Here is a 15,055-nt window from a genome sequence, read left to right on the forward strand (position 1 = left end):
TCGTTTGCCGCGCCGGCCAACCCGATGATGCAGGGCGCCTGCGGCGATTGCCCAGGGCGCCGAACCGCGACCCGACGCGCTAACCAAGGTCACTCCAGATGGACATGCAATCCCGAATCCGCCGGCACTTCCAGGCCAGTATCGATACCAAGCAACAGGCCATGGAGGTCCTCGCACCGCATATCGAGCTGGCCAGCCAGGTCATGGTCAATGCCCTGCTCAACGAGGGCAAGATGCTGGCCTGCGGTAATGGCGGCTCAGCGGGCGACGCCCAGCACTTCTCCTCGGAGCTGCTCAACCGCTTCGAGCGTGAGCGCCCCAGCCTGCCCGCCATCGCCCTGACCACCGACAGCTCGACCATCACCTCGATCGCCAACGACTACAGCTACAACGAGGTGTTCTCCAAACAGATCCGCGCCCTTGGCCAACCGGGCGACGTGTTGCTGGCGATTTCCACCAGCGGCAATTCGGCCAATATCATTCAGGCGATCCAGGCCGCACATGATCGCGAAATGATTGTCGTAGCATTGACTGGACGCGACGGTGGCGACGTAGCTTCGCTACTGCTGCCCGAGGACGTGGAGATCCGCGTCCCGGCCAAGGTCACCGCGCGCATTCAGGAAGTCCATCTGCTGGCGATCCACTGCCTCTGCGATTTGATCGACAGCCAATTGTTCGGGAGCGAAGAATGACCCCTAATCGTCTCAGCCTGGCAGTTCTGGCCCTGTGCCTCGGCCTTGGCGGCTGCAGCTCGGTACTGACCGCCACCCGCGACCAGCCCATCGAGGATGACCGCGGCACACGCACCCTTGGCAGCAAGATCGACGACTCGCTGATCGAGACCAAGGCGGCGGTAAACATCTCCAAGGCCCATCCGGACCTGGCCGAGGGCTCGCACATCGTGGTCACCAGCTACAACGGCATCGTCCTGCTGGCCGGCCAGACGCCGCGCGCCGAGCTGAAGAACATCGCCGAACAGGCGGCGGCCTCGGTGCAGCGGGTCAAGAAGGTCAACAACGAGCTGCAGGTCATCCCGCCCTCTTCGTTCCTGGCACGCCAGAACGACACCTGGCTGACCACCAAGATCAAGAGCCAGATGCTGGCCGACAACTCCATTCCCGGCTCACGCATCAAGGTGGTGACCGAGAACGGTATCGTCTACCTGCTGGGCCTGGTCACTCAACAGGAAGCCAACCGCGCGACCAATCTGGTCCAAGGGGTCTCGGGCGTGCAGAAGATCGTCAAGTTGTTCGAGTACATCGACTGACCATGAGCCGCTTCGCCGGGCTGGCAGGCTATCGGCAATCAGGCCCAGGCGGCATCCTGAAATGAAAAAAGGCGATCCGCAGATCGCCTTTTTTTCATTTCACGACTTTCAGGCTCGGCCTGCCGCTGGGGCGCGGCGGCTCACTGTCGGGTGGCGAGTTGTCGTCGTCCATGTCGATTTCTTCGACATCCCGCTCCTCCAGGGCCGGCTCCAGGTCAAAGACCATGCCCTGGCCATTCTCACGAGCGTAAATGCCCAGGATCGCACCGACCGGCACGTACAAGGTGTGCGGCACGCCACCGAAGCGGCCCTCGAAGCTCACTGCTTCGTTATCCATGTGCAGCTGGCGCACCGCACTCGGCGATACGTTGAGGACGATCTGCCCGTCATTGGCGAAACCCTGGGGCACCTGCACCGAGGGATACTCGGCATTGACCAGGATATGAGGGGTGCAATCGTTATCTACAATCCACTCGTAAAGAGCACGAATCAGATAAGGGCGACTGGAGTTCATCAACGGCTCCTTAGGCCTTAGCGCATTTCACGCTCGGCAGCAGACAGGCTTGCCTGGAATGCCTCACGCGCGAACTGGCGTTCCATGTAGTCGAGCAACGGCTTGGCTTGCCGTGGCAATTCGATACCCAAAACCGGCAAACGCCAGAGTATGGGCAGTAGACAGCAATCGACGAGACTTAGCTCATCACTGAGAAAAAACGGCTTGTCAGCGAACAGTGGCGATACCCCTGTCAGACTCTCGCGCAGCTCCTTGCGCGCCTGGACCCGATCACTCTCCTTGCAGCGCGGATCCAGGATCTTGTCCACCAGACCGCACCAGTCCCGCTGTATGCGATGTGCCAGCAGCCGGGTATTGGCCCTGGCCACCGGATAAACCGGCATCAGTGGTGGATGCGGGTAGCGCTCCTCCAGGTACTCCATCACCACGGTCGGCTCGTACAACGCCAGATCCCGATCAACCAGAGTCGGCAGGCTTCCATAGGGATTCACCTCGACCAGCTGCGGCGGCAGGCGATCAGCCACGACATCGATGATCTCGGCGATGACGCCCTTCTCGGCGAGCACGATGCGCACGCGGTGGGAATAGTGGTCGGCGGGGTCGGAATAACAGGCCAACCGATTGGTCACGCCCATGGTGATCCTCCTCGCTTGTAGATATGAGTGTAACGACGGCGCAAATACGCCCTGACATGCCTGCGTGGATGCACGCTGGCAGCAGGGCGTCGATACGCGAACAGGATAGCTTATTCACCTGAGGCAAATTTGCAATCTTGCTCCGCTACTATACTCGCAACGCGGGTCTTTTTCCTGAAAGCGCTACCGCCTGGTGCTCTGCTGAAACGAATATGCGCCCTATTATCCGCGCCTGTCCCCGGAAAGCTGGCCAAGCGATCAGTGCACGTCCTTCCAGTATTCGCGCTTGAGCAGCCAGGCGAACACAAAGAAGAATGCCAGGTACAGCAGCACCCAGGTGCCAATACGCTGGAGTTCCAGCTTCATCGGGTTGGCCGAGTAGGCCAGGAAGGTCACCAGGTTACGGATCTTCTCATCGAACTGCTCCTGGCTCAGGCTGCCGGTGTTGGGCAACACGGTCAACTGGTCACAGGCTTCATGGGTCAGGACCGCACCCGTGAGCGGGTCGTACTGTTTCTTGCCGCTTTCGACCACCGGTACCTGCTTGCAGCCGATCACCTGGCGCCCCTGCAGGCCGACCAGCACATTGGGCATGCCGACATTGGGGAAGACACGGTTGTTCACCCCCAACGGCCGGGACGGGTCTTCGTAGAACGAGCGCAGGTAGTGATACAACCAATCGGTCCCACGCACCCGCGCCACCAGGGTCAGATCCGGAGGTTCGGCACCGAACCAGGCCTTGGCATCGGCCGGTCGCATGCTGCTGGTCATGTGATCACCGATCTTCGCCCCGGTGAACACCAGCTTCTCGAGCATCAGCTCATGAGGAATGCCCAGGTCATCGGCCACCCGCTCGTAACGCTGGTACTTGGCCCCGTGACACCCCATGCAATAGTTGACGAAGGTTCGCGCACCATCCTGCATCGCCGCCTTGTCGGAGACGTCGATCTTCACCGGCTCCAGCTCGGCAACCTGTTCGGCCGCCGTGCAGAGCACCGGCAGCCAGGCCAGCATCAATACCGCCAATAGCTTGTTCATCAGCCTGTTACCCTCTCTGGCACCGGTTTGGTTTTCTCGAGCCGGGTATAGAACGGCATCAGAATGAAATACGCGAAGTACAGGAAGGTGCAGACCTGCGACAACAAGGTCCGTCCCGGCGTGGGCGGCTGTACACCCAGCACGCCGAGCGTCACGAAGGCCAGGCAGAACACCGCCAGCCACAAACGACTGAGCCAGCCCTTGTAGCGCATCGAGCGCACCGGGCTGCGGTCCAGCCAGGGCAGCACGAACAGCACGGCGATCGCAGCCCCCATGGCCATTACCCCCATAAGCTTGTCAGGGATGGCGCGCAAGATGGCGTAGAACGGCGTGAAGTACCACACCGGCGCGATGTGTTCGGGTGTCTTGAACGGATTGGCGGCCTCGAAGTTAGGCTTTTCCAGGAAATAGCCGCCCATTTCCGGGAAGAAGAACACGATGGTGCAGAACACGAAGAGAAACACCGCCACGCCGACGATGTCCTTTACCGTGTAGTAAGGGTGGAATGGAATGCCATCCAGCGGCTTGCCGTTCTCGTCCTTGAGCTTCTTGATATCGATACCGTCCGGGTTGTTCGACCCCACCTCATGCAAGGCCAGGATGTGCAGCACCACCAGGCCGAGAATGACGATGGGCAGCGCGATGACATGCAGGGCGAAGAAGCGGTTCAAGGTAATGCCGGAGATCAGATAGTCGCCGCGTATCCACTCGGTCAGCGCATCACCGATGAAGGGAATCGCGCCGAACAACGAGATGATCACCTGGGCCCCCCAATAGGACATCTGCCCCCACGGCAGCAGGTAGCCCATGAAGGCCTCGGCCATCAGCGCCAGGTAGATGAACATGCCAAATATCCACACCAGCTCACGCGGCTTCTGGTACGAGCCATACAACAGCCCCCGGAACATGTGCAGGTACACCACGATGAAGAACGCCGAGGCACCGGTGGAGTGCAGCAGACGCAAGATGGCGCCGTATTCCACATCACGCATGATCGTCTCGACAGAGGCGAAAGCCTCTTCCGCCGTCGGCGTGTAGTTCATGGTCAACCAAACGCCGGTCGCCAGCTGATTGACCAGAACCAGCAGCGCCAACGAGCCGAAGAAATAGAAGAAGTTGAAGTTCTTCGGTGCGTAGTACTTGCTCAGATGCTCTTCCCACATCCTGGTGGCAGGAAAACGCGCATCGATCCAATCCATGAACTTGCTCATCACGCCCCCTCCTGATCGACGCCAATGACAATGACCGTGTCCGACTCATAGCTGTGCGGCGGTACCGGCAGGTTCAATGGCGCAGGTTGTGATTTGTAGACGCGGCCGGCCAGGTCGTAGCGCGAGCCGTGGCATGGGCAGAAGTAGCCGCCGACCCACTCCGGCCCCAGGTCGGCAGGCGCCACCTCCGGACGGAAGGTCGGCGAGCAGCCCAGGTGGGTGCACAGACCGACCAGCAGCAGGATCTCTGGCTTGATCGAACGCAGGGCATGGTCGACATAGCCCGGCTGCACGGACTGTTTCGATTCAGGATCCGCCAACTGGCCGCCTATCCTGCCCAAACCCTCAAGGATCTGGCTCGTTCGGCGCAGGATGAACACCGGCTGCCCGCGCCACTCGGCAACCATCTGCTGGCCCGGCTCGATCTTGCCGATGTTGACCTTGACCGGCGCGCCCGCGGCCTTGGCCTTGGCGCTGGGAAACCACGATCCTACAAACGGGACCGCAGCCCCTACCGCCCCCGCCGCGCCCACCACCGAGGTAGCCGCTACCAGGAAGCGACGCCGGCCCGCATTGACGCCGTCATTGCTCATTCCGCCCTCTCCCGTCCACGCAGGCCTGATCAATCAGGAACCTGCTCGATAACAATCTAGTCATTGCCAAGTGGCCGGGATGGTAAATAATGCCCCTTCTGTCAACAAGGTCTTAAGACCCTTCAAAAGGTAGGAATAGGTGTAAACATTGACTTGCAGCAGTGAGGCAGATTGCCTCACTGGATAAACACCGATGTATCAACAACGAACATTTCGCCCTGCCCCGAAAAAATCGTGGGCATAAAAAAACGCCCGACTTCCGGAGAAGCGGGCGTTCTTCTTGAAACGTAAGCGCGTATTAACGCTTGGAGTACTGCGGACGCTTACGCGCTTTACGCAGACCCACTTTCTTACGCTCAACTTCACGGGCGTCACGAGTGACGTAGCCGGCTTTACGCAGCGGGCTGCGCAGCGACTCGTCGTATTGCATCAGCGCGCGAGTGATGCCGTGGCGGATTGCGCCAGCCTGGCCACTTACGCCGCCACCGATAACGGTGACGTAGATGTCGAATTTCTCGGTGGTCTCGGTCAGTTCCAGAGGCTGGCGAACTACCATGCGGGCAGTTTCACGGCCAAAGAACACGTCCAGCGAACGGTTGTTGATCGAGATGTTACCAGTGCCCGGACGCAGGAAAACGCGAGCGGTTGCGGTCTTGCGACGGCCAGTGCCGTAATTTTGAGTCGCCGACATAATCAACTATTCCGTTAAAACTTCAGTTCTTGGGGCTGCTGAGCGGTATGAGGGTGCACAGCGCCCGCATAGACTTTCAGCTTACGGTACATGTCGCGACCCAGCGGGTTCTTAGGCAGCATGCCTTTTACCGCAGTCTCGATCACGCGCTCAGGAGCCTTGTCGATCAGCTTTTCGAAGTTGATCGACTTGATGCCGCCAGGGAAGCCGGAGTGAGAGTAGTAGATCTTGTCGGAGGACTTGGCACCGGTCACACGAATCTGCTCGGCATTGATCACGACGATGTAGTCGCCAGTGTCAACGTGCGGAGTGTATTCAGGCTTGTGCTTGCCACGCAGACGGCTCGCGATTTCGGTGGCCAGACGACCCAGGGTCTGGCCAGCAGCGTCGACGACGAACCAGTCGCGCTTAACTGTTTCCGGTTTAGCAGTAAAAGTTTTCATTCTTTATAGCCTCAGGGGCCGCCTTGAAAAATAGACGGCGGAGCTTACTGAATAGTGCAATCCCTGACAAGCCAGAGGCCCGCCAGTGGCAGCCGGAAACAGACGCTATCGGGGGCTCGGGTCAGCGCGTCCGTATACGGCGAAATCTTTAGCAGGCGGGGCATCACTCCCTCTGCCAAGAGGTGCGCAATTATACAGGCTGCAACGAGAAGCTCAACCTCAATTTCATCTCTGCCTTCACCTTTGGCCCGCCCCCGGCGACAGAGCGGTCGAGGCTGGACAGAGCGGAAAAAACATAAGACGATTCAGCCGCTGTTTGACCACTATTACCTATAAGAACAAAGACTATGCCGATCCCACCCTCCGCCGTTCTGCGGCGCGTGAGCATCCTGGCCATCGACCGGGTGTTCGCTTCGACCCTGATGCAAGCCAAGGATTTCTTCCACCTGGCCAGCCTGCGCTACAGCAAGCAACTCGGCCACGGCATCAAGCCCGCCTTCGAGATCCGCCTGGTCAGCCCTGACGGTCTTCCCGTGAACAGCTTCAGCGATGTCATGCTGCCGGTCGACGGCGGTCTGGAATCCAGCGACATCATCGTGCTGCCGGCCTTCTGGGATGACTTCGACGCACTCTGCGAACGCTACCCGCAGGTCCTGCCCTGGCTGCGCGACCAGCATGCCCAGGGTGCGGTGCTCTGCGCCGAGGCCAGCGGTGTGTTCTGGCTGGCCGCCAGCGGCCTGCTGGACGGCAAGGAAGCCACCACCTACTGGCGCTTCTTCAACGAGTTCAGCGAACGCTTCCCCAAGGTGCTGCTCAACCAGGACAAGCACATCATCGACGCCGACAACCTGTATTGCGCCGGTGGCAGTACCTCGGCCTGCGACCTGTACATCTACATGATCGAGCGCTTCTGCGGTGCCAACGTGGCCCAGGCCGTGGCCCGCGACATCCTCTACGAAGTGCGGCGCAACTATGCACCGGGGCGCATCGGCTTCGGCGGGCAGAAGCTGCACCAGGACATGAGCATCCTGCAGATCCAGCAATGGCTGGAAGAACACTTCGCCGACAAGTTCCGCTTCGAAGACGTGGCCCGCGAACATGGCATGAGCATCCGCAACTTCATGCGCCGCTTCCAGAGCGCCACCGGCGACAAGCCCCTGCACTACCTGCAGCGCCTGCGCATCGAGACCGCCAAGGGCCTGCTCTCGGCCACCAGCAAGAGCATCAAGACCATCAGCTATGAAGTGGGCTACGACGACGCCAGCTTCTTCGCCCGGCTGTTCCGCCAGCACACCGAGCTGTCGCCCAACCAGTACCGGCAGCAGTACCAGCAGGCCGCCTGAGTCGCTTGCAGGCACCGCGTAGGAGCGGCTTCAGGCGGTCAAAGATTTTCGCGGCTGAAGCCGCTCCTACAGCCGCTGCCTTCAGGGCTTGTGGGCGCGGGACAGGAATTCGTGGGACTGCATTTCCAGCAGGCGGCTGAGGGTGCGCTGGAACTCGAAGTTCAGGCGGCCACCCGAGTAGAGGTCCTTGAGTTCGACCTCGGCAGAAATGATCAGCTTGACGTTGCGATCGTAGAACTCATCGACCATGTTGATGAAGCGTCGAGCGATGTCGTCGGTGGTCACGCTCATCTGCTCCACGTCGCTGAGCAGCACGGCGTGGAAGATCTTGCCCAGCTCGATGTAGTCGTTCTGGCTACGCGGGCCGTCGCACAGGTCGCGGAAGTTGAACCAGGCCACGTCGTCGCAGGTGCGCACCGCACGGATCTCGCGGTTCTCGATGATCAGCACGTCGTTCTCGACGGTTTCCGCGCAGTCGGGCGTCAGGGCCTTGAAGCTGGCCTTCAGGCTTTGGTGCGCCGCTTCGTCCAGCGGGTAGTGGAACAGCTCGGCCTGCTCCAGATGGCGCAGGCGGTAGTCCACGCCGCTGTCGACGTTGACCACGTCGGTATGCTGTTTGATCAGGGCGATGGCCGGCAGGAAGCGCGCGCGTTGCAGGCCGTCCTTGTACAGGCCGTCTGGCACGATGTTCGAGGTGGCGACCAGCGATACACCATTCTTGAACAGCTCTTCCATCAGGGTGCCGAGGATCATGGCATCGGTGATGTCGGAGACGAAGAACTCGTCGAAGCAGATCACCCGGGCTTCCTCGGAGAAGCGCTTGGCGATCACCGTCAGGGGGTTCTTCTCACCCTTGAGGGTCTTCATTTCTTCGTGCACACGCTTCATGAAGCGGTGGAAGTGCGTACGCATCTTCTGCTTGAACGGCAGCGCGTCGAAGAAGGTGTCGACCAGGTAGGTCTTGCCCCGCCCTACGCCACCCCAGAAGTACAGGCCCTTGACGACCTCGGGCTCCTTCTTGCCGAACAGCTTGCCGAGCAGGCCAGGCTTGTTGTTCTGCGCGGCGATCAGGTCATCGTACAGACGCTGCAGGTGACGCACGGCGTTTTCCTGCGCGGCGTCGTGAAAGAAGTCCGGGCGTTTAAGGTCGGCTTGATATCGTTCCAGGGGCGTCATAGGTCATCAGCGGGCAATAAAAGCGGGCCGACACTGTAGCGACGGCCCTGGCGATTGGCAATCAGTCCTGTTGCGGGGCCAGTGCCGACTTGAGGTTTTCGATAGCCAGGTCACGCGCAGCGGTATCGGCGTACACCGGGCTTTCGCCCACGCAGACGCCATCGAGCCACAGGCTGAAGCGGTCGCTTTCGGGACGGATGTCCAGCTCGCCACCCTGCTGCAACTGCTTGCTTACCGCTCCGGCGGCCTTGCCGTCAGGGAAAGCATGGGACAACAGCAGTTGTTCACCGTCGGCGGCCAGCAGGCGGAAACGGAAGCTGCCATCGTCTTCGCGGAAGCTGACGAAACGTGCAGCCTTGGCGGCCTTCTTCTTGCCGGTGTCAGCCGCTTGCACCGCACTGCGGAACGAGCGCAGGCCAACGGCTTCGCGCAGCGATTCGAGGAACGGCGTCGCGATGCGACGAGCCTTCTGGGCGCCGGCCAGGAGGATGTCCTCCAGGTCAGCCGGGCGCGCGATCAGCCCCTGATAGATTTCCCGCGGGCCGCTCAGCTCGGCGTCCAGCAGGCTGAACAACCGCGCCTTGGCTTCGCCCCAGCCCAGGCCATCGAGCAGCTCGGCACGGAACGCCGCGCTCTGCGCGGGGGTGGAGAACGCCTGGTAAAGGGTGAACAGGTGCGAGTTGTCCGGGTCCTTGGCTTCGCCCGGCGCGCGCGAGTCGGTGACGATGCGCGAGATGGCGTCCTTGAGTTCCTTGGGGCTGCTGAACAGCGGAATGGTGTTGTCGTAGCTCTTGGACATCTTGCGCCCGTCCAGGCCCGGCAGGGTTGCCACGCTTTCTTCGATCAGCGCTTCGGGCAGGGCAAAGAAATCCTTGCCGTTGCCGAACAGGTGGTTGAAGCGCTGGGCGATGTCACGGGCCATTTCCACGTGCTGGATCTGGTCGCGGCCCACCGGAATCTTGTGGGCGTTGAACATCAGGATGTCGGCGGCCATCAGCACCGGGTAGCTGTACAGGCCCATGGTCACGCCGGCATCGGGGTCTTCACCGGCTTCAACGTTCTTGTCCACCGAGGCCTTGTAGGCGTGGGCACGGTTGAGCAGGCCCTTGGCCGATACGCAGGTCAGCAGCCAGGTCAGCTCGGGAATCTCGGGGATGTCCGACTGCCGATAGAAGGTCACGCGCTCCGGGTCCAGACCGGCGGCCAGCCAGGTGGCGGCGATTTCCAGGCGCGAACGCTGGATGCGCAGCGGATCGTCGCACTTGATCAGGGCGTGGTAGTCGGCCAGGAAGTAGAACGAGTCGACGCCGGGCTGGCGGCTGGCGACCACCGCCGGACGGATCGCGCCGGCGTAGTTGCCCAGGTGGGGAGTACCGGTGGTGGTGATACCGGTCAGGATACGAGTGGTCATGGCGGGTCGCTTAATCAGTGGGCTGCATCGGTAGAAGGCGGTGTCAAACGGGCTCGGCCAGCAGCCGTGGCATCACCAGGTCCTTGAGATCGGTGAGCTTGCCGTGGAAGAAGTGTCCGCATTCTGCCACTTTCAGCAGCTCATGGGGACGTTGCAATGCGCCAGACCAGTCATACACCACACCAGGTTCGATGACTTCGTCGGCCTCGGGCTGAATGATGGTCAGCGGTACGCTCTGCGCCAGCGCATCGGCCTCCTTGAAGCGCGCCGCGGCCGGGGCGATGAGGAACACCTGGCGCAGGCGCTCGCCTGCCGCTTCCAGCTCGCCACTGAGGGCGCCGGCCACGTAGCCGCCGAAGGAGAAGCCGAACAGCGTCATGGGCAGCTCGGGTTGGGCCTGGCGCAGCCAGCGGGCAGCGGCGCGTGCATCGTCGATCTCCTCGACACCGGCCACCGAGGTGCCGGCACTGGCCCCGACGCCGCGATAATTGAAGCGCAAGGTGGCGAAACCGGCATCGCGCGCGGCCCGCTGCAGGGTGGAGACCACCTTGTTGAGCATCGTCCCGCCCTGAATCGGGTTAGGATGGCAGATCAGCGCCACGCCCTTGGCATCGGGCAGGTCCTGGTAGAGGGCTTCGAGCGGGCCTTGCGGGCCATCGATGAAGACAGGGGTTTCGCGCATGGCAGGAAAGAACTCCGTGACCCCATGGTGGGTCGACTCGTCTAGCTGATTGTCTGTGGCTGGCATATCGGCGACGCGTCGCGGGTATACAGCGCCTGTTCGAGCCGTTAACGTAAAGCAAAGCCGTTTATAGAGGAAGGACTCGTGGAACACTCGCTCTTAGTTTGGTTGTTGCCGACTCTTGCCCTGGTTGCCGGTGTCGTCATTGGTTTCCTGGTCGCGCGTCTGCTGCCCAACGCCGCTCCGAACAGCACCCAGCGTCAGCTGGATGACGTTCAGGAACGTTTCGATACCTATCAGAACGAGGTGGTCACCCACTTCAATGCCACGGCCAGCCTGATCCAGAAACTCAGCCAGCAGTATCATGAAGTTCAGGAACATCTCGCCGAAGGCGCCAACCGCCTGGCGCTGGACGAACTGACCCGCCAACGCCTGCTGGCCGCCATGCATCCCGAGGCCCAGCACGCGCCACGCGAACGCATCACCCCGCCGCACTACACCGAGGCGCCGAAAGACTACGCGCCCAAGGCACCGAATGCTCCCGGCATGCTGGATGAGCACTACGGCTTGAAGAAGTAACGAAGCACACAAAGAAAAGCCCCCGCGCCGCAAGGCCGGGGGCTTTTTCTTGACTGCCGTCTGGTGTGGACGGCGGGGTCGCGAAGCTTTCGCGCCCAGCCGTCAACCCGCCTCAGATCGCGCCGCGCTTGCGCAGCACTTCCAGCACCTGACGCACGCCCTCTTCCACACCCACCTGTTGGGTATCGATCACCAGGTCGGCATCCAGCGGCACATCGTAGGCAAAGGATTCGCCCGGGATGTTGTCGCCACCGGCGGCGTACAGGCCCTGCGGGTCACGCTCACGGCATACGGTTGGCGATGCCTGCACGTAGACGGTGACCAGACGATCCTTGCCGATCAACACCTTGGCCTGCTCGCGGCCTTCGGCATCCGGCGCGACGAAGGCGGCCAGGGTCAACAGACCGGCTTCGTTGAACTGACGCGCCACGTGGGCGGCACGACGCCAGTTCTCGGTACGCCCGGCACGATCCTGCGGCAGGCCCTTGTTCAGGTCATGACGCAGGTTCTGGCCGTCGAGCACGTAGACCGCACGGCCCATGTCGAACAGTTTGCGCTCCACGGCATAGGCCAGGGTGCTCTTGCCCGCACCGGACAGGCCGCTGAACAGCACGGTGGCTGGCTGCTGGCCGAAACGCAGCGCGCGCTCTTCGGTGGACACATGAGCCTGCTTGCCGTGCTGGCCATTGCCACCGTGCGGTAGCACCGGCGGAGCGATGATCATGCCGGCACCCACGGTGCCGTTGGTCAGGCGGTCGATGACGATGAAGGCACCGGTGGTGCGGTTGCTCTCGTAGCCGTCCAGAGCAATGGAGGCATCCAGAGCCACCTTGATCCGACCGATCTCGTTGAGCTGCAGCGCGCTGGCCGCGCCCTTCTCCAGCGTGTTCACATCGACCTTGTGGGTGATGCTGGCAATCGAGCCCGGCACGTAGCTGGTGGCGCGCTTGATGTCGTACTTCTTGCCCGGCAGCATCGGTTCTTCGGCCATCCACACCAACATGGCGTCGAACTGATCGGTGACCGGCGGAACGTTGTCGGCGTGCACCAGCAGGTCGCCACGCGAGATATCGATCTCGTCTTCCATGGTCAGGGTCACGGCCTGGCCAGGACCGGCCTGCTCCAGCTCGCCTTCATAGGTGACGATGGATTTGACGCGGCTGCTCTTGCCCGACGGCAACACCACCACTTCGTCGCCCTTGTGCACGATGCCGCTGGCCAGGGTGCCGGCGAAGCCGCGGAAGTTCAGGTTCGGACGGTTGACGTACTGCACCGGGAAACGCAGGTCGGTGAAGTTACGGTCGGCGGCGACTTCCACGGTTTCGAGGATTTCCATCAGCGCCGGGCCTGTGTACCACGGCGAGCGCTCGCTGCGGTTGACCACGTTGTCACCCTTGAGCGCCGACATCGGCACGAAGTGCAGGCTGCTCGGCGTCAGGTCGATGGCCTCGGCGAACTTAAGGTAGTCGGCCTTGATCGACTCGAAGACCTGCTCGTCGAAGCCTTTGAGGTCCATCTTGTTGACCGCCACGACGATGTGCTTGATGCCCAGCAGCGAGGCGATGTAGCTGTGCCGACGGGTCTGGGTCTGCACGCCGTAGCGGGCGTCGACCAGGATGATCGCCAGGTCGCAGGTCGAGGCGCCGGTGGCCATGTTGCGGGTGTACTGCTCGTGGCCCGGGGTGTCGGCGATGATGAACTTGCGCTTGGCGGTGGAGAAGTAGCGGTACGCCACGTCGATGGTGATGCCCTGCTCACGCTCGGCCTGCAGGCCGTCGACCAGCAGCGCCAGGTCGACTTCTTCACCGGTGGTGCCGCTCTTCTTCGAATCACGGGTGATGGCCTCGAGGTGGTCCTCGTAGATCATCTTGGAATCGTGCAGCAGGCGCCCGATCAGGGTGCTCTTGCCGTCGTCGACGTTGCCGCAGGTCAGGAAACGCAGCAGTTCCTTGCGCTCGTGCTGGGCCAGGTAGGCGAGGATGTCCTCGCTGATCAGATCAGATTGGTGACTCATGGGTTCAAGCTCCAAGCTGTAAGCTTCAAGCTGCAAGCTTGTCGGCGTACAGCTAGTTAGAAATTTTGTTGATCAGCCCGCTGAGCATTCTCGACAGCTGGCGAGTTTCATTAATCCACTTGTCAGCCAGTTCAGCAGATAGATAGCCGATCTCGGCAGCGATGATCAGTTGCGTGCGCAGCTCTGCACAGGAAGCCTTTGCAACGCCGAGAAGCCAGACCTTTTCTCTCCAACTCAGACGTTCCATGCCTTCGGCAATGTTGGAAGGGATGGACACCGCCGAGCGGGTAATCTGACCTTTGAAACCAAAGTCTCGGCATTCCTTGAACACCTGATAGACACCGACTGCCAGATCCTTGCTTCTCCGCCAAACCGACAACTTCTCAAAATCCACTGCGGCCACTCCCTGTGAGCCCGCAGAGCAGGCTGCAAACGACAAAAGCCAGAAACTACTCGCTCCGTTGGCGTCTTGCAGCTTGCCGCTTGTAACTTGAAGCTTAGAAGTAGCCTTGACGTTTCTTGTCTTCCATCGAGCCGGCGCCATCGTGGTCGATGACACGGCCCTGGCGCTCGGACGTACGGGTCAGGAGCATTTCCTGGATGATGTCCGTCAGGGTCTCGGCCTGCGACTCGACGGCGCCGGTCAGCGGGTAGCAGCCGAGGGTACGGAAACGCACCTTCTTCTTGACGATGCGCGCTTTCTCTTCCTCGGAGAGGTGCTCGAGGATGCGTTCGTCGTCGATCATGATCAGGGTGCCGTTCTTCTCGATGACCTCACGCTCGGCGGCGAAGTACAGCGGCACGATCGGGATGCCTTCGAGGTAGATGTACTGCCAGATGTCCAGCTCGGTCCAGTTCGACAGCGGGAACACGCGGATCGACTCGCCCTTGTTGACCTTGCCGTTGTAGACGTTCCACAGCTCGGGACGCTGGTTCTTGGGGTCCCAGCGGTGCTTGCTGTCGCGGAACGAGTAGACGCGCTCCTTGGCCCGCGACTTCTCTTCGTCGCGCCGTGCGCCGCCGAACGCGGCATCGAAGCCGTGCTTGTCCAGTGCCTGCTTGAGGCCCTGGGTCTTCATGATGTCGGTGTGCTTGGCACTGCCGTGAGTGAAGGGGTTGATACCCTGTGCAACGCCCTCGGGGTTGACGTGGGTGATCAGCTCCAGGCCCATTTCCTCGACCATCTTGTCGCGGAAGCGGTACATCTCCTGGAATTTCCAGCGGGTGTCGACATGCATCACCGGGAACGGCAATTTGCCCGGGAAGAAGGCCTTGCGTGCCAGATGCAGCATCACGGCCGAATCCTTGCCGATCGAGTACAGCATCACCGGGTTATCGAACTCGGCGGCGACCTCGCGGATGATGTGGATGCTTTCCGCCTCCAGCTGTTTCAGATGCGTCAGTTTGTCAACCATGGCTACTCACGGATTGCTGGTGTTGGGTTCGGACCGCCGGGTA

Annotated in this window: 17 protein-coding genes; 4 read left to right on the forward strand and 13 right to left on the reverse strand. The window is 61.3% G+C overall.

All coding sequences use genetic code 11. From position 1 onward, the window contains the following. Nucleotides 1-98: 98 nt before the first annotated feature. Together RRX38_RS11245 and RRX38_RS11250 are read left to right on the forward strand one after the other, a co-directional pair. The gene (locus tag RRX38_RS11245; RefSeq protein ID WP_295474120.1) at nt 99-692 is read left to right on the forward strand and encodes a phosphoheptose isomerase; all 594 of its coding nucleotides are present in this window, start codon (nt 99-101) and stop codon (nt 690-692) included. Next, nucleotides 689-1,267 carry a BON domain-containing protein gene (locus RRX38_RS11250; RefSeq protein WP_315962537.1) on the forward strand — a complete coding sequence of 193 codons (579 nt, stop codon included), beginning with the start codon at nt 689-691 and terminating at the stop codon, nt 1,265-1,267. The genes RRX38_RS11245 and RRX38_RS11250 overlap by 4 nt, the downstream gene beginning before the upstream one ends. Nucleotides 1,268-1,361: 94 nt before the next feature. Here the strand turns inward: RRX38_RS11250 and RRX38_RS11255 are convergent, their stop codons facing one another. The 7 genes from RRX38_RS11255 to rplM form a co-directional block, all read right to left on the reverse strand. Next, nucleotides 1,362-1,781, reverse strand: coding sequence for a ClpXP protease specificity-enhancing factor (locus tag RRX38_RS11255; protein WP_295474126.1), 420 nt, complete (start codon nt 1,779-1,781; stop codon nt 1,362-1,364). Between the two features lie 17 nt (nt 1,782-1,798). Further along, a complete protein-coding gene (locus tag RRX38_RS11260; protein WP_315962538.1) occupies nt 1,799-2,416 on the reverse strand; it encodes a glutathione S-transferase N-terminal domain-containing protein in 618 nt (205 codons plus the stop codon). A 258-nt stretch (nt 2,417-2,674) separates the two neighbouring features. Further along, nucleotides 2,675-3,454, reverse strand: coding sequence for a cytochrome c1 (locus RRX38_RS11265; protein ID WP_315962539.1), 780 nt, complete (start codon nt 3,452-3,454; stop codon nt 2,675-2,677). Continuing rightward, nucleotides 3,454-4,665: a cytochrome b gene (locus RRX38_RS11270; protein ID WP_295474134.1), complete on the reverse strand. Its 1,212-nt coding sequence runs from the start codon at nt 4,663-4,665 to the stop codon at nt 3,454-3,456. The genes RRX38_RS11265 and RRX38_RS11270 overlap by 1 nt, the downstream gene beginning before the upstream one ends. Further along, complete coding sequence (gene petA, locus RRX38_RS11275) at nt 4,665-5,258, reverse strand: ubiquinol-cytochrome c reductase iron-sulfur subunit (RefSeq protein WP_295474137.1); 594 nt, start codon at nt 5,256-5,258, stop codon at nt 4,665-4,667. Before petA ends, RRX38_RS11270 begins: the two co-directional genes overlap by 1 nt. Nucleotides 5,259-5,556: 298 nt before the next feature. Beyond that, a complete protein-coding gene (gene rpsI / locus RRX38_RS11280) occupies nt 5,557-5,949 on the reverse strand; it encodes a 30S ribosomal protein S9 (protein WP_295474140.1) in 393 nt (130 codons plus the stop codon). Between the two features lie 14 nt (nt 5,950-5,963). After that, on the reverse strand, nt 5,964-6,392 hold the full coding sequence (rplM, locus tag RRX38_RS11285) for a 50S ribosomal protein L13 (RefSeq protein WP_045487943.1): 429 nt from the start codon (nt 6,390-6,392) through the stop codon (nt 5,964-5,966). A gap of 446 nt (nt 6,393-6,838) precedes the next feature. Between rplM and RRX38_RS11290 the strand changes: the two genes are divergently transcribed. Then, the gene (locus RRX38_RS11290; RefSeq protein ID WP_295474335.1) at nt 6,839-7,735 is read left to right on the forward strand and encodes a GlxA family transcriptional regulator; all 897 of its coding nucleotides are present in this window, start codon (nt 6,839-6,841) and stop codon (nt 7,733-7,735) included. A gap of 81 nt (nt 7,736-7,816) precedes the next feature. Here the strand turns inward: RRX38_RS11290 and zapE are convergent, their stop codons facing one another. From zapE to RRX38_RS11305, 3 genes are all read right to left on the reverse strand, one after another. Continuing rightward, on the reverse strand, nt 7,817-8,911 hold the full coding sequence (gene zapE / locus RRX38_RS11295) for a cell division protein ZapE (protein ID WP_315962540.1): 1,095 nt from the start codon (nt 8,909-8,911) through the stop codon (nt 7,817-7,819). Between the two features lie 61 nt (nt 8,912-8,972). Continuing rightward, nucleotides 8,973-10,322: a tryptophan--tRNA ligase gene (locus RRX38_RS11300; RefSeq protein WP_315962541.1), complete on the reverse strand. Its 1,350-nt coding sequence runs from the start codon at nt 10,320-10,322 to the stop codon at nt 8,973-8,975. Nucleotides 10,323-10,365: 43 nt separating this feature from the next. After that, a complete protein-coding gene (locus RRX38_RS11305; RefSeq protein ID WP_295474151.1) occupies nt 10,366-11,004 on the reverse strand; it encodes an alpha/beta hydrolase in 639 nt (212 codons plus the stop codon). Nucleotides 11,005-11,148: 144 nt separating this feature from the next. Between RRX38_RS11305 and RRX38_RS11310 the strand changes: the two genes are divergently transcribed. Next, nucleotides 11,149-11,583 carry a YhcB family protein gene (locus tag RRX38_RS11310; protein WP_295474154.1) on the forward strand — a complete coding sequence of 145 codons (435 nt, stop codon included), beginning with the start codon at nt 11,149-11,151 and terminating at the stop codon, nt 11,581-11,583. A 112-nt stretch (nt 11,584-11,695) separates the two neighbouring features. Here the strand turns inward: RRX38_RS11310 and cysN are convergent, their stop codons facing one another. The 3 genes from cysN to cysD all read right to left on the reverse strand — a co-directional run bounded on the left by cysN (nt 11,696) and on the right by cysD (nt 15,012). Next, nucleotides 11,696-13,597 (reverse strand): sulfate adenylyltransferase subunit CysN, encoded by a 1,902-nt coding sequence (cysN, locus tag RRX38_RS11315; RefSeq protein WP_315962542.1) that lies wholly within the window; start codon nt 13,595-13,597, stop codon nt 11,696-11,698. Between the two features lie 52 nt (nt 13,598-13,649). Beyond that, the gene (locus RRX38_RS11320) at nt 13,650-13,991 is read right to left on the reverse strand and encodes a four helix bundle protein (protein ID WP_315962543.1); all 342 of its coding nucleotides are present in this window, start codon (nt 13,989-13,991) and stop codon (nt 13,650-13,652) included. Nucleotides 13,992-14,094: 103 nt separating this feature from the next. Continuing rightward, complete coding sequence (cysD, locus tag RRX38_RS11325; RefSeq protein WP_295474162.1) at nt 14,095-15,012, reverse strand: sulfate adenylyltransferase subunit CysD; 918 nt, start codon at nt 15,010-15,012, stop codon at nt 14,095-14,097. Nucleotides 15,013-15,055: the final 43 nt, after the last annotated feature.

It is taken from the genome of Pseudomonas sp. DTU_2021_1001937_2_SI_NGA_ILE_001 (genome assembly GCF_032463525.1).
Classification (GTDB): Bacteria; Pseudomonadota; Gammaproteobacteria; order Pseudomonadales; family Pseudomonadaceae; genus Aquipseudomonas.